Source organism: Steroidobacter flavus (genome assembly GCF_042651805.1).
Lineage (GTDB): Bacteria > Pseudomonadota > Gammaproteobacteria > Steroidobacterales > Steroidobacteraceae > Steroidobacter > Steroidobacter flavus.
Window position 1 is genome coordinate 767,629 of sequence record NZ_JBHSDU010000014.1, and the last position, 22,494, is coordinate 790,122.

At 61.6% G+C, this 22,494-nt stretch carries 19 protein-coding genes; 10 read left to right on the forward strand and 9 right to left on the reverse strand.

Annotated elements, in window-relative coordinates:
* Window positions 1–27: 27 nt before the first annotated feature.
* Complete coding sequence (locus tag ACFPN2_RS25930; protein WP_380602039.1) at window positions 28–408, reverse strand: hypothetical protein; 381 nt, start codon at window positions 406–408, stop codon at window positions 28–30.
* Window positions 409–617: 209 nt separating this feature from the next.
* Here ACFPN2_RS25930 and ACFPN2_RS25935 point away from each other — a divergent pair, with 209 nt between their 5' ends.
* The 4 genes from ACFPN2_RS25935 (at window position 618) to ACFPN2_RS25950 (ending at window position 6,462) form a co-directional block, all read left to right on the forward strand.
* Entirely contained in the window at window positions 618–1,001 is a 384-nt protein-coding gene (locus tag ACFPN2_RS25935; RefSeq protein WP_380602041.1) for a hypothetical protein, read from the forward strand.
* A 69-nt stretch (window positions 1,002–1,070) separates the two neighbouring features.
* Window positions 1,071–2,360 carry a TolC family protein gene (locus ACFPN2_RS25940; RefSeq protein WP_380602043.1) on the forward strand — a complete coding sequence of 430 codons (1,290 nt, stop codon included), beginning with the start codon at window positions 1,071–1,073 and terminating at the stop codon, window positions 2,358–2,360.
* A 9-nt stretch (window positions 2,361–2,369) separates the two neighbouring features.
* Complete coding sequence (locus ACFPN2_RS25945; RefSeq protein ID WP_380602045.1) at window positions 2,370–3,302, forward strand: efflux RND transporter periplasmic adaptor subunit; 933 nt, start codon at window positions 2,370–2,372, stop codon at window positions 3,300–3,302.
* Between the two features lie 10 nt (window positions 3,303–3,312).
* On the forward strand, window positions 3,313–6,462 hold the full coding sequence (locus ACFPN2_RS25950; protein WP_380602047.1) for an efflux RND transporter permease subunit: 3,150 nt from the start codon (window positions 3,313–3,315) through the stop codon (window positions 6,460–6,462).
* Between the two features lie 9 nt (window positions 6,463–6,471).
* Here the strand turns inward: ACFPN2_RS25950 and ACFPN2_RS25955 are convergent, their stop codons facing one another.
* The 5 genes from ACFPN2_RS25955 to ACFPN2_RS25975 all read right to left on the reverse strand — a co-directional run bounded on the left by ACFPN2_RS25955 (window position 6,472) and on the right by ACFPN2_RS25975 (window position 11,463).
* Window positions 6,472–7,167, reverse strand: a complete 696-nt coding sequence (locus ACFPN2_RS25955) for a superoxide dismutase (protein WP_380602049.1) — start codon at window positions 7,165–7,167, stop codon at window positions 6,472–6,474.
* A gap of 22 nt (window positions 7,168–7,189) precedes the next feature.
* Window positions 7,190–8,467 (reverse strand): chromate efflux transporter, encoded by a 1,278-nt coding sequence (gene chrA / locus ACFPN2_RS25960; protein ID WP_380602051.1) that lies wholly within the window; start codon window positions 8,465–8,467, stop codon window positions 7,190–7,192.
* On the reverse strand, window positions 8,437–9,246 hold the full coding sequence (locus ACFPN2_RS25965) for a chromate resistance protein ChrB domain-containing protein (RefSeq protein ID WP_380602053.1): 810 nt from the start codon (window positions 9,244–9,246) through the stop codon (window positions 8,437–8,439). The genes chrA and ACFPN2_RS25965 overlap by 31 nt, the downstream gene beginning before the upstream one ends.
* A gap of 8 nt (window positions 9,247–9,254) precedes the next feature.
* Window positions 9,255–10,061, reverse strand: coding sequence for a MerR family transcriptional regulator (locus tag ACFPN2_RS25970; RefSeq protein ID WP_380602055.1), 807 nt, complete (start codon window positions 10,059–10,061; stop codon window positions 9,255–9,257).
* Window positions 10,062–10,137: 76 nt separating this feature from the next.
* Window positions 10,138–11,463 carry an MFS transporter gene (locus ACFPN2_RS25975; RefSeq protein WP_380602843.1) on the reverse strand — a complete coding sequence of 442 codons (1,326 nt, stop codon included), beginning with the start codon at window positions 11,461–11,463 and terminating at the stop codon, window positions 10,138–10,140.
* 99 nt (window positions 11,464–11,562) lie between these two features.
* Between ACFPN2_RS25975 and ACFPN2_RS25980 the strand changes: the two genes are divergently transcribed.
* Window positions 11,563–12,234 (forward strand): heavy metal response regulator transcription factor, encoded by a 672-nt coding sequence (locus tag ACFPN2_RS25980; RefSeq protein WP_380602057.1) that lies wholly within the window; start codon window positions 11,563–11,565, stop codon window positions 12,232–12,234.
* Here the strand turns inward: ACFPN2_RS25980 and ACFPN2_RS25985 are convergent.
* The gene (locus ACFPN2_RS25985; protein WP_380602059.1) at window positions 12,231–13,775 is read right to left on the reverse strand and encodes a phosphoethanolamine transferase; all 1,545 of its coding nucleotides are present in this window, start codon (window positions 13,773–13,775) and stop codon (window positions 12,231–12,233) included. The two genes, ACFPN2_RS25980 and ACFPN2_RS25985, sit on opposite strands and share 4 nt — an antisense overlap.
* 201 nt (window positions 13,776–13,976) lie before the next feature.
* On the opposite strand from ACFPN2_RS25985, the gene ACFPN2_RS25990 reads away from it, so the two are divergent.
* Genes ACFPN2_RS25990 through ACFPN2_RS26010 form a run of 5 tightly spaced genes read left to right on the forward strand, consistent with a single transcriptional unit; the run spans window position 13,977 to window position 21,632 of the window.
* The gene (locus ACFPN2_RS25990; RefSeq protein ID WP_380602061.1) at window positions 13,977–14,690 is read left to right on the forward strand and encodes a phosphatase PAP2 family protein; all 714 of its coding nucleotides are present in this window, start codon (window positions 13,977–13,979) and stop codon (window positions 14,688–14,690) included.
* A 17-nt stretch (window positions 14,691–14,707) separates the two neighbouring features.
* Complete coding sequence (locus tag ACFPN2_RS25995; protein ID WP_380602063.1) at window positions 14,708–16,135, forward strand: heavy metal sensor histidine kinase; 1,428 nt, start codon at window positions 14,708–14,710, stop codon at window positions 16,133–16,135.
* Between the two features lie 27 nt (window positions 16,136–16,162).
* Entirely contained in the window at window positions 16,163–17,566 is a 1,404-nt protein-coding gene (locus ACFPN2_RS26000) for a TolC family protein (RefSeq protein WP_380602065.1), read from the forward strand.
* The gene (locus ACFPN2_RS26005; RefSeq protein WP_380602067.1) at window positions 17,563–18,540 is read left to right on the forward strand and encodes an efflux RND transporter periplasmic adaptor subunit; all 978 of its coding nucleotides are present in this window, start codon (window positions 17,563–17,565) and stop codon (window positions 18,538–18,540) included. The genes ACFPN2_RS26000 and ACFPN2_RS26005 overlap by 4 nt, the downstream gene beginning before the upstream one ends.
* 2 nt (window positions 18,541–18,542) lie before the next feature.
* Complete coding sequence (locus tag ACFPN2_RS26010) at window positions 18,543–21,632, forward strand: efflux RND transporter permease subunit (protein WP_380602069.1); 3,090 nt, start codon at window positions 18,543–18,545, stop codon at window positions 21,630–21,632.
* 15 nt (window positions 21,633–21,647) lie between these two features.
* Here ACFPN2_RS26010 and ACFPN2_RS26015 read toward each other — a convergent pair whose 3' ends face one another.
* Window positions 21,648–22,142, reverse strand: coding sequence for a hypothetical protein (locus ACFPN2_RS26015; RefSeq protein ID WP_380602071.1), 495 nt, complete (start codon window positions 22,140–22,142; stop codon window positions 21,648–21,650).
* Window positions 22,139–22,438, reverse strand: coding sequence for a PadR family transcriptional regulator (locus ACFPN2_RS26020; protein ID WP_380602073.1), 300 nt, complete (start codon window positions 22,436–22,438; stop codon window positions 22,139–22,141). Before ACFPN2_RS26020 ends, ACFPN2_RS26015 begins: the two co-directional genes overlap by 4 nt.
* Window positions 22,439–22,494: the final 56 nt, after the last annotated feature.

Consider the following 22,494-nt stretch of genomic DNA (forward strand, 5'->3'; position numbering starts at 1 on the left):
GAGCCGCAGGCTTCACATGCCGAGGATTTAAAGGCGTAGACGCCCGGTGCGCAGGTAGGTGTCCTGCTGAGGAAGGAACAGCGGAAAATCGATCGGAGCCCGGGACAAGAGCACCGGAGGTGCGCGCGGCATCACGACGCCCGGCTGCGCCCCGCCATCGACAGGCAGCAATGCTTGGTCGTCGTGTTGCTGCTGTGCTGAAACAGTGGATGAGTTGGTGGTCGTCGACGGAGCACAACACACCAGGCCCGTCGAGTCGTCGGCCGGATGGCTGCGCTCGCTTTCGCAAGGCACGCCTTCCGGACAACAGTCCCGCTGCTCCGGCATGAAGTTGCAAGCCAGCGACGGGGTGACCCAGCCGCACAGGCTCAGCAACAGAATGCAAAGGAATCGCAGGGAGCGAGTCATGGGGGCCAGTGTACTGCCAGGAAGAAGGGGCCTACAACATGGCTTACTCGGAGTCGCCCGGTAACAACGCGTAGCCGCCACGGGATGTGAACTAGTCGGCTCGTCGGCGGTCCATGCAGGGTATCGCCCGGCGGTACCGTCCAAGATGAACGTCACAAACCCGCCATCGAGTTCGTGAGAAACTGCCACCCCTGAGGCATACTAGCTGCATGTTACGTCACTCCCCCATCGCCCGGCTCCTATGGCTACTCGCCATAGCGCTGCTATTGGTGCGGGTTGGAGAGGCGCATTTGCACTTGTGTCTGGACGGCCAGCAGCAACAAGCGGTTGCCATGCACGTCGAGGATGCACCCACGCATAGCGGTGCCGAGGCGTCCGACGGTGGCCACAACGACGTGGATGTCGATCTCTCGGTCGCTCCCTGGGTCAAGAAGATCGGTGTCGATGAGATGCCGGTCATCGTATTTGCGAGCATTCTGCTCGCCCTGCTCCTGCCAATCACGCAGAGCACCAGCCGTCCGGCTCAATTTGTCCTTCCCTATCTCGCCTCTGTCTTCAGTCTCCGTCCGCCGTTGCGCGGACCGCCTCGCTAAACCTCCGTTTCTTAGTCATTCACTGTGACGTCACGCGTGTGAACACGCGCGTGCTGTAGGAGGTTTCCAATGTTATTGGCTGTTGCACGCGCCTGGGCGTCGTGCGCTCTATTGTTTCTGTCTGTTGTTTCGTCTGTTGACGCTCAATCGCCGGCTGAACCGGTGAATCCCGAGGGCGAGCTGACGCTTGCGCGTGCCATCGACGCTGCCTTGCGCAGCAACCCCGATCTGCTGGCGAGCGCCTATGAATTGAGTGCCGCTCAAGCACGCATCGTGCAGGCGGATTTGCGGCCCAATCCTGAATTGGGCGTGGAGCTCGAAAACTTTGCGGGCACCGGCGCGGCTCGGGGAGTCGACTCGCTCGAAACGACGCTCAGCTTAAGTCAGGTCGTCGAGCTGGGCGGTAAGCGAGGCTTGCGTCGCGCCGCCGCCGAGGCGGATCTGGATTTCGCAAGCATCGAACAACGTGCCCGCGAGCTGGACGTCCTCTCGGAAGTCACTGGTCGCTTTATCGATGTCGTCGCCGCGCAGGAACGTGTTCGCTTCGCCGTACAAGCAACGGCGCTCTCACAGAAAACCCTCGATGCCATCGGCGCTCGCGTCGAAGCGGGACGATCCCCTGAAGCGGAACGCAGTCGCGCACGCATCGCACTGACGCGGGCACTCATCGAACAACGCCAAGCGGAAAGTGAGCTGCGCGCCGCGCGTTACGCGCTCTCCGCCGCATGGGGCAGCCCCGAGCCGGCATTCACTACGGCCAGAGCGGAGCTATTCGATCTGCGCGCGGTGGAGTCGTTCCAGGCATTGATGGATCGACTGGAGCAATCACCGGATTTCACGCGCTTCGCGTCGGAAGCACGCCTGCGTGAGGCAGAGTTACGACTCGCCCGCGTCCAGGCTCGACCGAATCTCACCTTCAGCGTCGGCATGCGACGTTTCGAAGAAAACAACGACGCGGCCCTGGTCGCCGGCTTCTCGATGCCGCTGCCCATCTACGACAAGAACCAAGGCACGATTCGCGAAGCCCAGGTCCGGCTCAATCAAACAGATGCCCTCCGGAACGCGGCGCGCATCAAAGCACGCGCCAGCTTGCTTGCCTTGTATCAGGAGATGAACACCGGCCGTGCTCGCGTCGATACGTTGCGAAACGAGGCGCTGCCTCAAGCGCAACTCGCCTTGGATCAAACACGCAACGGCTACGACCGCGGCCGCTTCTCTTTCCTGGAGCTCATTACGGTTCAGGAAGAGCTGCTTGCATTGCAAGCCGCGGCCATCGACGCCGCGGCCGACTACCACCGCGTACTGGCTGAGATCGAACGTCTCACCAGCGCCGCCCTCACCCGCCCGATGACACCTTGAGTTGCAACCATGAATCAGAAATCACTATTGGTGCTGATCGTCGCGGCGCTGGCTGTCAGCGGTTGCGGCGGCTCCGAACCGAAGACTGAGGCGGGCCACGACGACCATGACGACGAAGGCGGCGAATCGCAATCCGTCGCCCTGACGCCCGAGCAAATCCAGGCCGCAGGAATCGTCGTCGCTGAAGCCGGTCCGGCCACCATCCGGGAAACGTTGCCAGTCTACGGCGTGGTCGCGCCGAACGCTGAGCGCGTCAGAGATGTCGGCGCCCGCTTCCCCGGTGTGATTCGCGGGGTCACCGCGAAGATCGGCGACTCCGTGCGCGCGGGTGAAACGCTGGCCACCGTTGAGAGCAACGAGAGCTTGCAAACATACTCGGTCGTCGCGCCACTCAATGGCGTCGTCACCGCGCGTCAAGCCAATCCAGGCGAACAGACGGGAGACAAAGTGCTGTTCACCATCGCCGATCTGTCGACCGTCTGGGTGGAACTCTCCTTGTTTCCCCGCGATATGGCGAAGGTTCGCGTCGGCCAGACAGTTCGAGTGTCAAGCAGCGACACGGGCGTGAACGCCGACGGCAAGATCGTCTACGTCGCGCCCTTCGGCAGCAGCGCCAATCAAACATTGACTGCGCGAGTACTCCTCGACAACGCCGACAGACGCTGGGCTCCCGGCTTGTATGTGACGGCGCATGTCACGCTTGGCGAGAATCAGGTTCCGCTCGTCGTTCGTAACGAAGCGCTACAAACGCTGGAGAACAGCAACGTCGTGTTCGTCCACGCCAATGAAGGCTTCCAGCCGCGCCCGGTTCGCATCGGCCGCGCGGACGGTCAGTTGAGCGAAGTGACGGATGGTCTGCAAGCGGGTGAGCGCTACGCCGCCGCGAACAGTTACATCCTGAAGGCCGAGCTGGGCAAAGGCTCGGCCGAGCACGAACACTAGGAGCCACCCCATGATCGACGCAATCCTGCGCTTCTCGATTGCCCGGCGATGGGTGGTGTTGTTTCTGGTACTGGTCGCCGCCGCGGCCGGCGTCTGGAACTATCAACGCCTGCCCATCGACGCGGTGCCCGACATCACCAACGTCCAGGTTCAGATCAACACCCAGGCGCCCGGCTACTCGCCGCTCGAAGTCGAGCAGCGCATTACTTACCTCGTCGAGGTTGCCATCGCGGGCCTGCCGCACCTCGAGTACACGCGCTCGCTGTCTCGTTACGGATTGTCGCAAGTCACTGTCGCGTTTCAGGACGGCACCGACATCTACTTCGCGCGCAATCTCATCAACGAACGCTTGCAGCAGGCGAAGAGTCAGCTACCCGCCGGCATCGAACCTGAGATGGGCCCCATCGCCACCGGTCTGGGCGAAATTTATCTCTACACGGTGCATGCCGACGAGAATGCCCGCCAGCCCAGCGGACGGCCTTACGACGCCACTGCCCTTCGCACGCTACAAGACTGGGTCATTCGACCTCAGCTGCGACAGGTGCCCGGCGTCACCGAGGTCAACACGATTGGCGGCTTCGAAAGGGAATATCACGTCACGCCCGATCCCGCTCGACTGCTCGCGTTCGGGCTGACCTTCGACGATATCGTCGCGGCCCTCGAAAGGAACAATGCCAACGTCGGTGCCGGCTACATCGAGCGCAACGGCGAGCAGTACTTGATCCGCTCGCCGGGCCAGGTCGCCGATATTCCCTCCCTCGAACAAATCATCGTCGCTCACCGCGGCGGCGTCCCTGTCACGATTCGAGACGTTGCGGAAGTGGCTTACGGCAAGCAGCTGCGAACCGGCGCGGCCACACGCGACGGCGAAGAGACTGTGCTCGGCACGGCCGTGATGCTGATCGCAGAGAACAGCCGAACAGTGTCGAAGGCCGTCTCGGACAAACTCGCTGAGATCAACAAGACTTTGCCCGAGGGTATCACCGCCGACCCGGTCTACGACCGCACGGTTCTCGTCGAGAAAACCATCGGCACCGTGCAGAAGAATCTGCTCGAAGGCGCGATTCTGGTCATCGCGGTTCTGCTGCTGATGTTGGGTAACATCCGCGCCGCCTTGCTCACAGCCGCAGTGATTCCGCTTTCGATGCTGATGTTGATGACCGGCATGGTCCAGTCGAAAGTCAGCGCCAACCTGATGTCGCTGGGCGCGCTCGATTTCGGCTTGATCGTCGACGGCGCCGTGATCATTGTCGAGAACTGCATCCTGCGGCTGTCGCAGCGTCAGCATGCCCTCGGGCGCTTGTTGAATCTGGAAGAGCGCTTGAAGACGGTGTTCTCCGCCACTCGCGAAGTCTTCACCCCGAGCCTGGTCAGCGTGCTCGTGGTTATTCTGGTCAATCTGCCCATCCTCGCCCTCACCGGCGTCGAGGGAAAGATGTTCCGGCCCATGGCGCTCGCCGTCATCATCGCGCTGATCGCCGCTCTCATCCTGTCGCTCACGCTCGTCCCCGCCGCGGTCGCGCTGTTCTTGACCGGCAAGATCGAAGAGAAAGAGAACGCGATCGTTCGCGGAGCGCGCAGTGCCTATGCGCCCATTCTCGAGGGTGCGTTGAAGTTTCGGATGTCGATCCTCGCCGGCGCGGTGCTCTTCGTCGGGCTCTGCGGTTGGATCGGCTCGCGCATGGGCTCCGAGTTCATTCCGAATCTCGATGAAGGCGATCTCGCGGTCCAGGCACTGCGCATTCCGGGCACCAGCCTCACTCAATCGCTGGAGATGCAGTTCCAGCTGGAGCGCGCACTGAAAGATATTCCGGAGGTGAAGACCTACTTCTCCCGCGTGGGCACCGCTGAAGTCGCGACCGATCCGATGCCGCCGAATATCTCGGACGGCTACGTCATGCTCAAGGATCGCAGTGACTGGCCCGATCCGAAGAAAACCAAGGCCGAGCTGGTGAAGGAGATCGAGAAAAAGCTCGACGCCATTCCCGGCAACGCGTTCGAGATCAGTCAGCCCATTCAACTGCGCTTCAACGAATTGATCTCGGGTGTGCGCTCGGACCTGGGCATCAAGATCTACGGCGACGATCTGAATCAGTTATTGAAATCCGGTAACGCCATTGCTCGCGTCTTGAACGGCATCGAGGGCGCCGAGGGCGTCAAGGTCGAACAAGTGGCGGGCCTGCCCGTCCTGTCCATCGAGCCCAATCGTGCGGCGTTGTATCGCTATGGGCTGAACGTCGCGGATGTTCAGGATGTGCTGTCGGCTGCGACCGGTGGCGAAGCAGCCGGTCAGATTTTCGAAGGCGATCAGCGCTTCGGCGTAGTGGTTCGGTTGCCGGAGCATCTGCGTGCGGATGTGACGAACCTGTCTCGCCTGCCCATCTCGCTACCGCAAGGCGGCTATGTGCCGCTCGGCGAGGTTGCTTCGCTCAAGCTTGCGCCCGGACCGAATCAGATCAGTCGCGAGAATGGCAAACGTCGACTGGTCGTTTCAGCGAACGTGCGCGGACGCGATCTGGGCGGCTTCGTAACGGAAGCGCAGGCGAAGATCGCGCAAGAGATCAAATTGCCGGCGGGCTATTGGCTCGACTACGGCGGCACGTTCGAGCAGTTGCAATCGGCATCTCAGCGACTCGCTGTGCTGGTCCCGGTGACGCTGGTGATGATCTTCGCGTTGCTGCTGATGACGTTCGGCTCAGCGAAGGATGCCGCGCTGGTATTCAGCGGCGTGCCATTGGCACTCACCGGCGGCGTCATCGCCCTCTGGCTTCGAGACATCCCGCTATCGATCACTGCCGGTGTCGGCTTCATCACATTGTCGGGAGTTGCTGTGCTCACCGGCGTGATGATGGTGTCCGCATTCCGCGATCGACTGGCAAACGGCGCGGGCTTGGAGGACGCCATCCGCGAAGGCGCGATGATGCGCTTACGTCCGATCCTGATGGTCGCATTGGTGGCAGCACTCGGATTTCTCCCAATGGCGTTGAACACGAGCACGGGCGCGGAAGTTCAGCGACCGCTGGCCACCGTCGTCATCGGCGGCATCCTCTCGTCCACGCTACTGACCTTGCTGGTGCTGCCAGGCTTATATCGCATGGCCTACCGGCCGGACTCGGTGCGCGTAGCCCCGGCGCAAACGTTACAGGAGTCCCATTCATGAGATCGAGTGCTACACGCCGCGCTTGCTCACCTCATCCCAGTTCACATTCGCGAAGAATGCGTCGATATACCTGGCAGCCGCCGCCCCGAAATCCATGTGATACGCATGCTCGTACATATCCATCACCAGTACTGGCCGTGTATGGGGCGGATTGTGTGCGTGATCGGCCAGCCAATAGTTCTCCAGGAGCTGCAGGTGCTCGTTGTAGCCGAGCACGACCCAGCCCGAGCCGCCGCCGAGACCTTGGGCAATCTTGCGAAACTCGCTTTCCCACGCGTCGAACGTTCCGAACGATTTCGCGATCGCCGACCTGAGATCGGCGGGCGCCTTGCCGTCCCCACCGAGGTTTCCGAAATACAACTCATGCAGGACGACGGAGCCCGTGCGAATGAGATGTTCGCGCTTGAGGCCATTGTAGATGTAGGGAGGATCCTGCGATGGCAACTGTGCTCGCAACTTCTCACGAACGACATTGAGCGCCTTGACGGCGCCCGCGTAATTGTTCTCCCAGTGAGACTGGACGAGTTTCTCCGAGAGCCCGTTGAGGCTCTTGGCATTGAAAGGCAATGGCTTCGGCTCGATAGCACGCGACAGCGCCGGGGCGCTGGAGCTTGCCGTTTGTTGGGCGGAAACATCGGTGGTGGCAAGCATCGTGACTCCGAGAGCAGCTGTTTGAAGGACTTCGCGACGAGTAAGCTCAGTCATACATTCCCCCTAGAATCCCGCGTCACCGGATGGCTATCGCTATTGCCCCAACGGTCGCGGCGCCGGCGACCACGAGCGGCACCGCCAATTTGTGCTTGGACCAGAACAGCAAAGCAAGTGCGCCCGCGAACACCGCGGCTGTGTAAGTGCTCCTGACGGCGGTCACCAGCAATACGACCACGGTCCCGGCGATGAGCCCCACTACGGCTGCTGTGAGCCCGTCAAGAAACTCCCGAATACGAGGTTCGTGCAGAAGCCTGTCCAGCGGCCCATGCGCCAGCAGTGGAAACGCGAACGCGGGAAGAAAGATTGCCGCCGTCAGTATCACCGCGCCCATCGGGCCGCCCCCCGCGAAACCGACGAAGGTCGAAAAAATAATGAGAGGCGCCGGCAACAGCCCCGATAAGGCAATGCCATCCATGAACTGAGCATTCGACATCCAGGCGCCCTGCGACACGGCATCCCGCTGGAGAAAGGGAATCACGGTGTAGGCGCCACCGAAGGTCAACAGCCCGGCTTTGAGCCCGGACCAGAAGAGTGTTGCGAGCGACACTTGCTCGACCGATGTCGATACTGGCTCGAGCGCAGTGGCCGCATCCACCAGTGGCGATGAATCCAGCGCGCCATGGACCAGAAAGCTGCCAGCCAATCCTGCGAGGCACAGACTCAGCATCGCCTGGACAAGCCAGCGACTCGATTGTCGTAAGGAATAGATGAGACCGCCGGCCGCCAGGAGCACCGCGAAATGCACACCTGACAGCTGCCCCGCCAGGCTCCCCGCTCCGATGGCCCACAGCCATGGATCCAGCAACACATGGCTACCGATTCGATGGACCGCCCGGACAATGAGTGCGATGACCGCCGCCTGCACCGCTGAGAACAGCAACGACAGGTCGCCATGCAGGTCCAGGCCAGAATGAAAGTACACCCACGACAGTAGAAACATCAGCACGAAGCCCGGCAGCATGAAGCCGACACCCGCCAGCACTCCTCCGATTCGACCGCGGGCCAGCGTCCCGAAATGGACGCACATCTCGTGCGCCTCCGGCCCTGGCAGGACTTGATACAAGGCCAAGATCCGGTTGAAGTGCTCGGAGCTCACCCAGCGCTCATCGTCCACCAGCATCCGACGCAGCATCGCAATCTGCGCAACCGGCCCGCCCCAGGCCATGGCACCGAGTTTCAGGAATCTCAGAAACAAAGCCGTCAATGTTTCTTGCGACGCCTGACTACGATCGACACTCGCGGGCGCCGCCGAATGATCCGCCGTCACGCGGGCACGCCCTTGGTTTGCGGCCACGAATGAGTTTCATCGCGCGCCTTCTTGCACCATGCGTACAGCGAGTCGTAAACAAACATTGCCTGCTCGAGCAGCAGGATGTCATCGCGAATCGTCGCTGACATGCCCAACGAAATCGCCAGCAGACCGGGTGCTTCCTTGGAACGCTCCAGCGTCCCCGTGTCCGCGGCGCGCACGATGTCGGCGAGCTGATCCAACACAGGATCGTGCAAGCCAAACTCATCGAGAAAGGCATCGAAGCTACAGCGTGGACCGCGATGTGAGAACGTTACGTCCGCAATGTCGTAAGGTTCGGCGGCGAGACCCGCGGCTTCGGCGCGAACCGCCTGAGCCGGTACGTAGAAGAACACCGCATGTGGATCGATGAAGCGGCGAACCAGCCATGGACATGCCAGGCGGTCAATCTTGGGGCGCTCGCGCGTAACCCAGCGGGACGAACCCGGCACGCGATATTCCCGACGCGCCCTCACCGTTGGCATGCCGTTGCGCCGCCATTCATCGAATCCACCCGTGAGCGCTCCTGCGACAATGCCCCGCGATTCGAGTTGCGACACCATCGCATTGCTGGCGGCGTCGTTAGAGCCGTAGACAGCTACCAACCGATGAGTCGTGAGCCGTCGACACCACTGCTCGATTCCATCCGGATCGACGCGAACGGCACTTGGAATGAACTCTCCCGAGTGCGCCAGCTCATCGGCGGTGCGCAGATCGACGATGAGCGGGCTGTCTTGCAATCCGAGCTGACCATAGAGCGTATTGCAGTCGAAGGTCTTCAACATGACGCACCTCACCTCGATTCAAACGCCCACCACACCTGATAGCGCCTGTCCTCGCTCTCATCGACACGCACCATCGGCGTGTCTATCGCAAACGCACCTTGACGATCGAACCGGTCGAACAATGCATCGACCGCGGCTGCCAGAGCGGCGGGCTCGGTCGAGTGGAGCCGAATCGCCGCATATCGCCGTGCCGGAATCGTACGCGTGGTGAGTGGCAGATTCCGGTCGGCGTCCATGAGCGGCACGACGAGCTCCAGTCGGCTCTCGTCCTGACTCAACGGCTCGAGCAGCAGGCAGGCGGACCAGGCATCGAATCGCTGCTGACACAGGTTCAACCGCCGTCGCGATTCCTGCAACTCAGCGAGATAGCGTGGGATGAAGTTGGTTTGGTCGGCACTGAAGCCGTGCACCAGCACCACCTGCGCCGCCATCGAATGCTCCTCGATGGATACGCCTGGAGAGGGTCGCGAATGACGCAGCAATCCCAGCGCCGCTTGATAGGCGCGTCGCTCGCGTGCGTATCTCTGCTCCGCTTCGATCAGGAATTCACGGAGCAACATTTCCGATTGGAGCGGGTCGCCCTCCAGCACCTGCGCAATCTGCGCCAGAGACAAGTTCATGTCGCGCAGTGCCCGGATCAATCTGCCTGCGCCGACCTGCTCGACCGCATAGACTCGATAGCCGCTCACCGTGGTTTTTGCCGGACGCAGCAATCCCTGTTCGTCGTACAGACGCAGGGCTTTCGGCGTCAGCTGCGTGGCGGCCGCAAACTCGCCGATGCTCAGAGTCTTGGAATCGCGCGCTTCCCGCTGCATGGCTGCACTCTACGGGTTCACCTTGGGTGAAGGTCAAGCGGGGTGCCCGCACGAGGGCCGGAGTTGAAGCGAGAGACTAAGCGGGCCAGCGAACATGCAACTCGTCGATGACGTAGGCATGCGAATGCTCGTGCCCGCTGTTCCGCAGATGGGGATGGTTCGCAGGCAAATCGTCATGACGATGCGCAAGGATTTCTTTGTCATGACGCGGCCAGGCCACCGAGGCAACGAGCACGCCCAGCGCGGCAAGGCCCGTCATGGCGAGCAACGCTGGCGCTGTGCCCGCTTGTGCGCCCAGCCAGCCCACCAGTGGATAGGCGATCAACCAGCATGCATGTGACAAAGAGAACTGAGCCGCGAACAACGCCGGGCGATCTGCTTCATGCGAAGACCGACGCAGAAGCCGACCGCCCGGTGTGACCAGCGCTGCGTAAGCCGCGCCGAGCGCAAGCCACGCCAGTAACAACAGGGGCCATCGCGAAGATGAAGACAGCGACAACCACAGCGCACCTTGCAGCGCCAGCACGAGTGTCAGCGCGACGCCTCCGGTCATCATCACGATGCGATCCGACCAGCGTCGCAGGATACGAGGTAAACAAAACGCCATTGTCATCGACCCCGCACCAAACGCCGCGAGCGCCAGAGCAACCGCTCGATCCGAATGACCCAGCTCGCTTCGAACGATCACCGCAGTATTCACAATGACCATCGCACTCCCCGCCGCTGCCGCCAGGTTGAGTGCCAGCAATCCACGCAGGCGTGGCGTCAGCAGATAGATCCGAATGCCACGCGTGAGCTTCTCTCGAATGGTTGTCTGTGAATTCGGCAGGACAGCCCGCGGCAGCACAACCGATACAACGAGCAGCGCCGAGCCCAGAAAGCCGAGCGCCGTCCCAACAAACAAGGCGTTGTAGCTCACCACCAGCAACAGCAACGCTGCGAGCGCCGGACTCAGCAGCGTCTCCAGATCGTACGCAAGTCGAGAGAGCGACAACGCCTTGGTGTAATCCCGCTCCTGCGGCAACACATCCGGAATGGTGGCCTGGAAGGTCGGCGTGAACGCTGCCGAACAGCTCTGCAAGACAAAGATCAGCACATAGATCTGCCAGACCTGACTGACGAACGGCAGCACGGCGACAACGGCCAGACGTGCCAGATCGAGCGTCACCAGCAAAGTCCGACGCGGCAACCGATTCGCGTAGGCGCCCGCGATGGGCGCGATCCCCACGTAAGCGATCATCTTGATCGCAAGCGCGACACCGAGCACCGCGCCGGCGTTCTTCCCAGCGAGGTCGTACGCGAGCAAGCCCAACGCAACAGTCGCCAGCCCCGTCCCGACCAGCGCGACGATCTGCGCCAGAAACAGGTGGCGATACGTGCGGTCGGTCAGCACCGCGAACAGAGAGTCGCCGGTCTTCATTGCTAACCGTATTCTTGAGAGAACCGCAGGTTAGTCAAGACGGGATCGGCAACCACCCGGCTCAGGGGCTACACTTCACCCATGCGTCTGCTGATCGTCGAAGACGAAGAAAAGACCCGGACCTACCTCTGCAAGGGACTCAAGGAGGCCGGGTTCGTCGTGGATGCGGCTGACGACGGCGTTGGCGGCGCCCATCTGATGGAGACGCAGGAGTACGACCTGCTGATTCTCGATGTGATGCTGCCCGGCCGAGATGGCTGGTCGCTGGTCAGCCAGTTGCGGGCGTCCGGCAAGCGCACACCGGTGCTGTTTCTAACGGCTCGCGATCAGACCGAGGATCTGGTCAAAGGACTCGAACTGGGCGCGGATGACTATGTCGTCAAACCGTTTGTCTATGCGGAGCTACTGGCTCGCGTGCGCGCCCTCACCCGCCGGGCTCAAAGTAGAGAGCCGGATACGCTGCGGGTCGCGGACCTCGAGCTGGATTTTCACAAACACAAAGCGACCCGCGCTGGTCGCCTGCTCGATCTCACGCCGAAGGAATTTCTGCTGCTCGCACTGCTGATGCGCCGTCAGGGCGAGGTACTGAGCCGCACGCTGATTGCGTCTCAGGTGTGGGATATCAACTTCGACAGCGACCTGAACCTGGTGGACGTCTCGGTCGGCCGGCTACGACGCAAAGTCGATGGGGACTCGCAGCTCAAGCTCATCCACACCGTTCGCGGCGTCGGCTTCGTCCTCGAAGCCCGCTAACTGCCCTTCTGCTTCTTGATGAAGCTCTCCGCCCGATCGAACTTCGACGACTCGATCGAGAACAAATCCAGGATCGTATCGAACACCGCGGGCTGACCGTACTCGGCGCGTTTGACGATCGAGATCGGCACGGACGATTTGACGATCAGCGGAATCTGCGCCTGTTCGTCGGGCAACTTCATGCCGGGCGGCATGCCATGAAACATCACACCGTTCTCCAGCAACGATTCGCCGTGATCGGACAGATAGATGAGCAGGTACGGCACGCGCGACTGCTCCAGTGTCTGAATCACCTGCCCCAGCACATGGTCGACGTAAAGAATGGTGTTGTCGTAGGAGTTATAGATCTGCTCGGTCGTGCATTTTCCCGCGACGTCGGCATCTTCGCACATGGGCTTGAACTGCTGGAATTCCGGCGGATGCCGATCGCCGTAGACCGGGCCGTGACTGCCGCCGCCGAGATGCAGGACGATGAATCGATAGCCGGAGGAGTAGCTGGCCACATTGCTCTGGAGCAGCGGAATCACATCTTCGTCGTAACACTTGCCATCGTGACCGCAATTCGTCGCCTTGGTCTCTCCGACGGCCGCGCAGTTGTCATAGAGCGTGTAATTGACGTAGCACGCGGTCGGAATGCCGGCCTTGGAAACAATCGTCGTGAGCTTGACGTCATCCTTGGTCAGGATCTTCGGCAGCGCATAGAGCGTTGAAGCTCGCGTCGCGACGCCGTCGAGGAAATGCAGGCCCGGAGTCTTCTCCAGCACGGGCGTCGTGTTCTTCCGCGTGTAGCCGTAGACACTGAAATTCTTTTTCCGCGAAGACTCACCCACCGCCAGGACCACCACGAGATTGTCGGGCGCGGTAACGCGCGCATCGACCTGAACCTCTTTCTCGCTTCGCTTGAAGTAAGGCTTGACCGCTTTGGAGGTCGCGTTGATGGAGCTGGAGATGACGTTGACCGGCACCAGCGAATAGACGATGTATTTGTTCGACACGTTGCCCGCCCGAAGAATGGCGTTGTATTCCACGTACAGGCACGCCAGGGCGATCAGGAACGTGACGCCGAACAGTTTCAGCGAGCCCAACAGGTATCGGCCCGACGCCTTGAACTCGATATCCACCCACAAAATGAGGCCGATGGGCACGACCATCAGGAACAGCACATACGGGATCATCTGCGCCGACAGGAGCTGCCGCACTTCCGTCGCATCGGTGTGGACGGTGTTCTGAACCATGGAGCTGTCGATGGCGACGCCGTACTTCGCAATGAAGTAAGTGACGGCGGCACTCAGGATAGTCAGCAGGATCGCGAACGGCTTGAGCGTCCGGCGATGAGCCAGCAGCGTGAAGAACGCGATGAACAGGCACAGCCCGGCAACCAGATAGGCAATCAGCGCCGAATAGTCGATGCCCTCGCCCTGGCGAAACCACTGGGACAGGCGGTCGATGTTGATCGCGTTACAGATCGCATACAGCAGCAGGGAAAACCCCACCAGGAACCGGGTATGCGACGTGCGGAGTCGCGCTCTCGAATTTAACAAAGTCGGCTCGCTCGGATTCCGCTGCAAACGGGCGGCGATTGTAGCGTCAAGTTTTCACCCGGGAGCGCCCGGCCGGTTTAATTTTAAAAGTAGTGCATTGCGCGATTGGTTTTTCTGCCGCGCGCGTCTTACGCCCAATGTCACTCGCGACCCAGCGTTGGTCGGCGAGTCCGTCGTGCTTGCGGGGGGGCGAAATTACCGATGCATTACCTCAAGTTGAAACGTAGCCGGCTGTTCCTGGCCGGCTTCGCGGCGGCGGCATTACTGCTGATGGCGTTCCCGCAGATCGATTTGTCCATCTCGCGTCTGTTCTTCGACCGGAATTTCCCGTTCGCCAGCCACTGGTGGAACCAACTCATGCACGAGAGCCTGGGTTACGTGCTCTGTCTGTCGCTGACTACAGTCATCGGCGTGTACGTTTACAACAAGTTGTGGAAGCGCAACGTAGGCGAAGTCTGCGGCAAAAAAGTCGTCTACTTGTTCATGGTGTTGCTGGTCGGCGCCGGGCTGATCGTCAACCTGGTGCTCAAAGATAATTTCGGTCGCGCGCGACCCAGGGACGTCGTGGAGTTCGGCGGCACGAAGCTGTACACGCCGCCGTTCGTCGTCAGCACCGAATGCGGCAAGAACTGTTCGTTCTCATCGGGCGAAGCCGCCGGCGGCTTCTTCTTCCTGGCGCTGGCCAGAGCGCTGAGCCGACGACGCGCATTGCTGATCGCGGGCTTCGGCTTTGGCGCGTTGGCATCGTTCTGCCGAATTGCCAGCGGCGCGCATTTCTTCTCGGACACAGTCGTGTCCTTCTTCGTGATGCTGATTGTCGCGGACGTCCTGTACTACTACTTACTGTCGCCGGAACGCGAACGAGTGACGCCGAGGCCGCTGGCCCTGCCCCGGCCGCAGGCCGAAATTCCATGAGGTACACTCGCATGTAAATGCCCGACGTCCCTGCCAAGAAATCTGCGGGATCCAGCACGTGGTCGATCGCCGCGCGTATCACGGCGCTCATCACGGTGTCCGGCTTCGGCATTCTTTTGGCCGGTGGCTTGTTTCTCTACTGGACGCTGGCACGCAGCCTCGATGACGAGACCGCCCGCTTCCTGGCCGATAAGGTCTTCGTGCTCAGGGCGATCATTCACGACCGGCCGCACGACATGGCCGCGTTCGACGAGGAAACACGACTGGAGGGCGCGGCACGGCGCTTCAGCCGTTACTACGTGCGCGTGCTCGACGAGCAACGACAGCTGATCGTCGAGACGCCCGACATGAGCAAGCTCATCGAGCCGGCCGCATTCAGCTCCGAAGTCGCAGCTCCCGAGGAGATGCGCGAGATCAAGGTGGGCAACCGGACGCTCGCCCTGATGACCACCCGCGCGCCGACCACCGACGGCAAATCATGGCAGGTGCAATTCGCGCTCGACGTCTCAAACAAGGAAGCGCTGCTCGAGCGTTATCGGCGCAATCTTCTCATTGTGCTGTTGGCAGGCCTGGCAACGTCCGCACTCGCCGGCTATGCAATCGCGCGCCGTGGGCTTGCGCCGCTCGATTCGATCACGCGCGCCGCCGGTGCGATCAGCGCCAGGAATCTTGATCGCCGCGTCAGCAGTCAGGCTTGGCCCAAGGAGTTGACCGCCCTCGCCGGCGCGTTCGATCAGATGCTGGAACGTCTCGAAGACTCGTTCCGACGGCTCTCACAATTCTCGGCGGACATTGCCCATGAGTTGCGCACGCCGGTGACGAATTTCCTGACCGAGTCGCAGGTGACGTTGTCACAGCCCCGCTCGGTGGAAGAGTATCGTCAGGTCCTGGAGTCCGGCATCGAAGAGTTCGCCAGCCTCGCCCGCATGATCGATTCCTTGCTGTTTCTGGCGCGGGCCGACCAGGTCGACGGCCGGTTGGAACGGATCGAGCTCGACGCCTCCAAAGAAGTTGAGAACGTCATCGAGTTCCATCGCGCCAACGCCGAAGAGAACGGCGTAAGCCTCGCCGTCGAAGGCAACGCACCGGTGTATGCGAACTCCCTCTTGTTCCAACGAGCCATCAGCAACCTGCTGAGCAATGCCGTCCGCCACACGCCGAAAGATGGGCGAGTGACGGTTGGAATTGCGACGGTCGAAGGTGGCTCGACGACCATCTGTGTCCGCGACACAGGCTCGGGCATCGCGGCCGAGCACCTGCCCCATCTGTTCGATCGTTTCTATCGCGCCGACCCTTCTCGCAGCCAACGAACCGGCGGCTTCGGGCTCGGCCTCGCGCTGGTCCAATCCATCATGACCTTGCATGGAGGCGCCGCTCGCCTGGCGAGCGAAGTCGGCAAGGGCACTGAAATCACCCTCACCTTTCCCGGCAAGCGCGATCTCTGACAATTTCGACAATGTTTCGTCAGAGTTGTGTTACTGGCGCACTGGCACTATGGCGCGATGTACTCGGTGTCGCTACGTCGCGCCTCGCTTTTCGCGGCCAGCCTGCTGACGCTGGCCGCCTGTGCCCACTTCGAGCCTCGACCGCTGCAACCAGAAACCATCGCTGAGAAGTACGACGCGCTCAGCTTGAACGACTATGAGCTGCGCGTGTTCCTGCAGGCCAACGCTCCGCAGTTGGCCGAGCCCTGGCCGCGGCCGTGGTGGGATCTACCGGCTCTAACGCTCGCTGCGTTTCACTTCAATACCGACCTGCGACTGGCGCGAGCTCAGTGGCAAACAGCCGAAGCGACCGTGGCAGCGGCTGGCATGCGTGCCAATCCCTCGCTCACCCTGGCACCTACTTACAACGTCGACGCACAGAGTGGAACGTCGCCCTGGCTGCCCGGCGTGTCTGTCGATATCCCAATCGAGACCGCGGGCAAGCGCCGTCTTCGCATCGGCAAAGCCGAGCATCTTGCCGAAGCGGCGCGACTGAATTTCATCGGCGCCGCCTGGCAGGTTCGCAGTGAATTACGATCGGCATTGATCGAATTGACCGCCGCGCAACGACGGCTCTCGTTGTTACAAGATCAGCTCCGCGTTCAGCAACGGATCGCAGACCTTCTGCAACAGCGGTTCGATCTTGGAGCGGCATCGGCCGCCGAGCTCTCCCCGGCACGAGTTGCGATTACTCGTCTGCAGCTTGATCTCACCGAAGCCGAGCGACAGCAGACGGATGCTCAGAGCAATCTCGCACGTGCACTCGGTGTGCCGTTGCATGCGCTCACTGGCGTCTCGCTGAACTTCGCGCTCGATCCGGCGCCCGCGCTCGATGCGGCACAGTCACGTCGCCTGGCGCTTCAATACCGCGCCGACATTGCGGCCGGGCTCGCCGAATACGCCGCGAGCGAATCGGATCTTCAGACAGAGATTGCCAAACAATATCCCGACCTTCATCTGGGCCCCGCCTACGAGTGGGATCAAGGCGAGAGCAAATGGAGCCTTGGGATCGGCTTCGAGCTGCCCTTGAATCGCAATCGAGGCGGCATCGCCCAAGCTGAAGCGCAACGTGAGGAAAGCGCCGCCCGCTTTCACGCGCTCGAGGCGGGGGTCATCGCGCAGATCGATCAAGCAAGCGCAACTCATCACCTTGCGACCGATCAGTTGACGCGTGCACGAACGCTTCACGAAGCACTGGCCAACGACATCGCTCGCCAGGAAGTCCGGCTGCGCGCCGGCGACATCGATCAATTGGAATATCAAACGGCGAAGCTGGAAGCGGCGGTCAGCGCGGTGGCCGTTCTCGATATTGAAACTCAAGCGGCCCGGGCCGCGGGCGCGCTGGAAGATGCGATTCAACAGCCGCTCGCCGCACTCGATGCACTGAAATGAAAAAAATCCTGGCAGCGCTGGCGGGCAGCATACTCATCGGCGCTCTTGCCGTGTGGGGCATCGTTCACACGAAACAACCGCCGCAGTCGAATGAAGATGAAGCCCCGGCAGAAGCGAACACTCCTGGCATCGTACAGCTCAAGCCGGAACAGCTGACCCAAGCTGGAATCGTCGTAGCCAACTTGGAACCTCGCGAGGTGGCCCGCGAAGTGAAAGGTTACGGACGCGTCATCGATACGCAGCCGCTGCTCGATCTGCTCGCCGAACTGCGCGCCGCCCAAGCCACACTCGAAGTGTCGACCAAAGAATATGAGCGCGTACGAGCGCTCCACGCCAACGATCAAAACGCGTCGGCACGCGCGCTGGAAACTGCGTCGGCCACGGTGAAGCGCGATCAAATTCAAGTGGAGACGATTCGCAGCAGGCTCGGCAGCGCCTGGGGTCCAGCGTTTATCAAGAGCGATGCGGCTCGGCTGGTGCAATCTTTGTCGAGCCTGGAGGCGGTATTGATCCGCGTGGATCTCCCCGTCGACGAGTCCTTGAAATCGTCCCCTGCCACTGCACGCGTGCTGTCGCCCTTCGATCCCACGCGCTCTGCTGAGGCGCGATTTCTAGGTCGGGCGACGATGGCATCCGCGCAGACTCCCGGCCAGGGATTTCTATTTCTACTTCAACCCAACTCGTTCGAGCTGCGGCCCGAGATGGGGCTGATTACTTTTCTCACGCTGGAGGGGCCGCGACTGCGCGGCGTGATCCTGCCCCGCTCGGCCATCGTTCGTCATCAGGGACAAGCCTGGGTCTACATTCAGACGGGCGATGGGACTTTCGAACGCAAGCCCGTCGTGCTGGAACATGCGCTCGACGACGGTTGGTTCATCGATGCCAGTGCCGCGCCTTCAGGGCGCGTGGTCGTCGGCGGCGCGCAGACTCTCTTGTCTGAAGAGCTTCGCCCGCAGATTCATCTGGCGGACTAGGCATGCTCCGTCACATCGTTTCGCTATGTGTCCGCTTCCGCGTCCTCGTCGTGGCCATTGCCGTGCTGCTGACGGCCTACGGTGTATTCGTTGCTCAGCGCGCGAAGCTCGACGTCTTTCCGGAGTTCGCTCCACCGCAAATCGTCGTGCAGACAGAAGCACCGGGCTTGTCCGCCGAAGCGGTCGAGACGCTCGTGACGCGCCCGATCGAGTACAGCTTGAACGGCACGCCTGCGCTTGAAAACATCTACTCGCAATCCATCCAGGGGCTCTCCGTCGTCACGCTCGTCTTCAAAGACGACGCTGACATCTATCGAGTGCGCCAGCTGACCGCCGAACGTCTCGCCCAACTTGCGAGCGCCCTTCCCACCGGGGTTCACACACCCGCCATGGGCGCGCTCGCGTCGTCCACCAGCATGGTGCTCTCGATCGGCCTCACGTCCGATCATCACTCCGCGATGGAACTGCGCACGATGGCCGACTGGACGATACGACAACGATTGCTCGGCGTTCCGGGCGTCGCACGCGTGGAAGCATTCGGTGGCGAGATCCGGCAACTGCAGATCCAGGTCCTGCCGGACCGGATGATGCTGTATGGATTGTCGATCGATGAAGTCGTCGCGGCTGCGAGCAAGTCCACGGGTGTCCGAGGCGCAGGGTTCATCGAGACTGACAATCAACGCATCACGCTGCGCACCGAAGGACAGTCACTCTCCGCGTCCGCGCTCGCCGAAGCCGTAGTGGCACAACGCGGTGGCACCAGCGTTCGACTGCGGGACATCGCGAACGTCGTCGACGGTCCAGAACCGAAGATCGGCGATGCGCTGGTCATGGGCCGGCCCGGTCTCATCATGAACATTCACGGCCAGTACGGTGCGAACACGCGGGATGTGACACGCGCCGTCGAAGCCGCGCTGGCCCAGTTGCGGCCGCTCCTCGATGCTGAGCGGATTACTTTGCACCCGGCGCTGTTCCGCCCCGCCAATTTCATCGAGACGTCGATTCGAAACATCACTCACGCGCTGTTGATCGGCGGCGCGCTGGTGATCGTCGTGCTGCTGTTCTTCCTGGCCAATCTTCGCAGCGCCTTCATTGCGATTGCCACGATCCCGCTGTCTCTGCTGATGGCGCTGGTCGCGTACGCACACTTTGGCGCATCGATCAACACCATTACGCTCGGCGGCTTTGCCATTGCCATCGGCGAGGTCGTCGACGACGCCATCATTGGCCTGGAGAACGTGTGGCGACGCTTGCGCGAGAACCGGGCGAGTGCGGACCCGAAACCGTTCGATACCGTCGTCGTCGATGCGACCCTCGAGGTGCGCAGCCCCATCGTGTACGCGACCTTCATCGTCGTCGCCGTATTCTGGCCCGTGCTCATGATGTCGGGCATCAACGGCAGACTGTTTGCGCCGCTGGCCGTGTCGTTCGTCCTGGCTGCCATCGCTTCGCTCATCGTCGCAGTCACATTGACGCCGGCGCTGTGCAGTCTGCTGCTCGCGAACACCGATGCGAGCGAGCCCGGCTATATCGACCGATTGAAACATTGGCACCGTCGCCTGCTGGAGCGCATCGATCGGCGTCCACGCGTCATCATCGGCAGCGCGGCCATCGTCTGTCTGGCCGCCTTGCTCGCCCTGCCGTTCATGGGCGGGGAATTTCTGCCCGACTTCAAGGAAGGTCACTATGTGCTGCGAGTCATGACTGCGCCGGGCACCTCGGTCGACGCTGGTCTCCACCTGGGTGGGCGGATCACTCAGGCGTTGCTCAAGAACCCACGCATACAGTCTGTCTCTCAACAGCTCGGCCGCGCCGAACAGGGCGAAGACACGGCCGGCCCCGAGTTCAGCGAATTTCACATCGAGCTGAAGCGCCTCTCCGGCGAGGAAGAGGAGCAGGTGCAGGAACAGATCCGGGCGACGCTGCAAACGTTTCCAGGCATCAGCTTTGCGGTCACACCGTTTCTGGAGGAGCGTATCGAAGAGATTCTCACCGGCGGGCGCGGTGAAATGGTGATCAATATCTTCGGCGACGACCTCGACGTTCTGGATCGGGTCGCTCAGCAGATCAGGAATGTCGTTGCGACGGTGCCGGGCGCGGCCGATGTTCTGTCGCAGGCTCAGTCCGGCGCTCCCGAACTCACCATCGCGTTGCGCCCGGATCGGCTTCGTCAGTATGGATTCGCGCCCCTGGACGTGCTCGAAGCGGTCCAGTTCGCCTATCAAGGCGTCGTGGTGGCACAAACCAACGACAACAATCGGGTATTCGAGGTGGCGGTCATCCTCGAGCCCGGCAGCCGCCGGGATCCGGAGGCGATTGGCGGCCTGTTGATCCGCAACGCCACTGGCACGACCTTGCCGCTGCGGGAGCTTGCGACCATTGCGAGCACGCCGGGTCGCTATGTGATCATGCATGAAGGTACGCAACGGCGTCAGCAGGTCACTGCGGACGTCGTCGGGCGCGACTTGAGCTCGTTTGCACAGGCGGTTGAGAAGAAAGTGCGCTCCGATGTGACCTTGCCTCCGGATGTTTCGGTGACCGTCGGCGGCGCGGCGCAAGCCAGGAAGACAGCGCAGAACGAGTTGCTGTTGCACTCCGCGTTCGTGCTCGTCGTGATCGTGATGCTCCTGTCGCTGGTGTTCGCGAACCGGCACAACCTGTTTCTGGTGCTGGCCAATATTCCCTTTGCATTGGCCGGCGGCGTGCTGATCCTGCTGCTCACCGGCGGCGCTTTGTCGATCGGCGCCATGGTGGGCTTCATCTCGCTGTTTGGCATCAGCATGCGCAATTCCATCCTCATGATTTCTCACTATGAGGAATTGGTGACCCGAGAAGGCAAGCCTTGGGGCGTGGCCACCGCCCTTCAGGGCGCGAGCGAGCGCCTGGTACCGATCGTCATGACCGCCCTGGTCGTGGCGCTCGGCCTGCTGCCAATCGCGGTCGGCAGCGAGGAAGCCGGCAAGGAGATCGAAGGCCCGATGGCTATCGTTATTCTGGGCGGTCTGGTGACCAGTATGATTTTGAACCTGCTGGTGCTGCCGGCACTGGCGATTCGGTTTGCGAAGTTCGCGCCGGCTGGCGAGCAGCGTTGAAGAGGCCGGCCGCGATCAGCGCATTCTGAAATACGCCAGCATAATTCCGAAGATCGTAAAGACGACGGCCACAACAGCAGAGATCTTCCATTGCATGAGATCGCTCAGGCATCTCTCGATGATTTTGGTGAGCGCGTCGCGCAGGCATTCCAATTCAAATCGCAGGGCTGGCATCGTCAAGCGCGCCGCCAAGGTTCGCCGCGCCTGATCGATTTCAGCCAACCGACGCTCGCTGTCCGTCTGGACAGGTTTCCCCGCTGGAACAAACTCCCGACGCAGCGTGACCGCGGCTCGGCACACGCCGATAGCAAATATCAACTTCCTGATCGACGTGCCGCGATCGGCCAGGTCGGCCAGCCACTGTTCCTCATAGCGCTCTCGATCCGCGCCGAGCCGGGCAGCGCTCCTCTTCACAAGCCACTGGGCGACGGAAGGACAAGTCGCATTGAACTCGTCTGTGACAATCTTTCCGACCAGGGTTTTCAGCACCGACAGCAGGAACTCAATCATGCCCGGCTCCAGATACCAGGCACGATGAGCTCGATACATTCCCTGGCCTTGTTGGCCCCCAACGCCGTCAGGCGATAGTAGCGGCGGCGCGGACGGCCCATTTTCGCCGGATCGCCGGCCTCCCAGCGACTGGTCAGCCACTTCGCCGACTCGAAGCGGCTCAGCAACGGGTACAGCGTCCCCGACGAGATGCCGACGCTGTTCATCAGCTCGGAACCGGTAAGCTCCTCCGGCGCGACGTCGAGGAACGCTCGGAGGACCGCTGCACCTCGGACACTGAGTTTCGGATCGGCCATGGGCGGAGGACTATGTTCCACATCGACATAGGGGGCCTCCGTTTGACCGTCGCACC

Excerpts from the sequence above, each read along its gene's own strand:
- ACFPN2_RS25990 (WP_380602061.1), top strand. The coding sequence starts at position 13,977 with ATGCATTACCTCAAGTTGAAACGTAGCCGGCTGTTCCTGGCCGGCTTC.
- ACFPN2_RS26015 (WP_380602071.1), bottom strand. The coding sequence starts at position 22,142 with ATGATTGAGTTCCTGCTGTCGGTGCTGAAAACCCTGGTCGGAAAGATT.
- ACFPN2_RS25950 (WP_380602047.1), top strand. The coding sequence starts at position 3,313 with ATGATCGACGCAATCCTGCGCTTCTCGATTGCCCGGCGATGGGTGGTG.
- ACFPN2_RS25970 (WP_380602055.1), bottom strand. The coding sequence starts at position 10,061 with ATGCAGCGGGAAGCGCGCGATTCCAAGACTCTGAGCATCGGCGAGTTT.
- ACFPN2_RS26005 (WP_380602067.1), top strand. The coding sequence starts at position 17,563 with ATGAAAAAAATCCTGGCAGCGCTGGCGGGCAGCATACTCATCGGCGCT.
- ACFPN2_RS25940 (WP_380602043.1), top strand. The coding sequence starts at position 1,071 with ATGTTATTGGCTGTTGCACGCGCCTGGGCGTCGTGCGCTCTATTGTTT.
- ACFPN2_RS26020 (WP_380602073.1), bottom strand. The coding sequence starts at position 22,438 with ATGGCCGATCCGAAACTCAGTGTCCGAGGTGCAGCGGTCCTCCGAGCG.
- ACFPN2_RS26010 (WP_380602069.1), top strand. The coding sequence starts at position 18,543 with ATGCTCCGTCACATCGTTTCGCTATGTGTCCGCTTCCGCGTCCTCGTC.
- ACFPN2_RS25945 (WP_380602045.1), top strand. The coding sequence starts at position 2,370 with ATGAATCAGAAATCACTATTGGTGCTGATCGTCGCGGCGCTGGCTGTC.
- ACFPN2_RS25965 (WP_380602053.1), bottom strand. The coding sequence starts at position 9,246 with ATGTTGAAGACCTTCGACTGCAATACGCTCTATGGTCAGCTCGGATTG.
- ACFPN2_RS25980 (WP_380602057.1), top strand. The coding sequence starts at position 11,563 with ATGCGTCTGCTGATCGTCGAAGACGAAGAAAAGACCCGGACCTACCTC.
- ACFPN2_RS25935 (WP_380602041.1), top strand. The coding sequence starts at position 618 with ATGTTACGTCACTCCCCCATCGCCCGGCTCCTATGGCTACTCGCCATA.
- ACFPN2_RS25995 (WP_380602063.1), top strand. The coding sequence starts at position 14,708 with ATGCCCGACGTCCCTGCCAAGAAATCTGCGGGATCCAGCACGTGGTCG.
- ACFPN2_RS25930 (WP_380602039.1), bottom strand. The coding sequence starts at position 408 with ATGACTCGCTCCCTGCGATTCCTTTGCATTCTGTTGCTGAGCCTGTGC.
- ACFPN2_RS25955 (WP_380602049.1), bottom strand. The coding sequence starts at position 7,167 with ATGACTGAGCTTACTCGTCGCGAAGTCCTTCAAACAGCTGCTCTCGGA.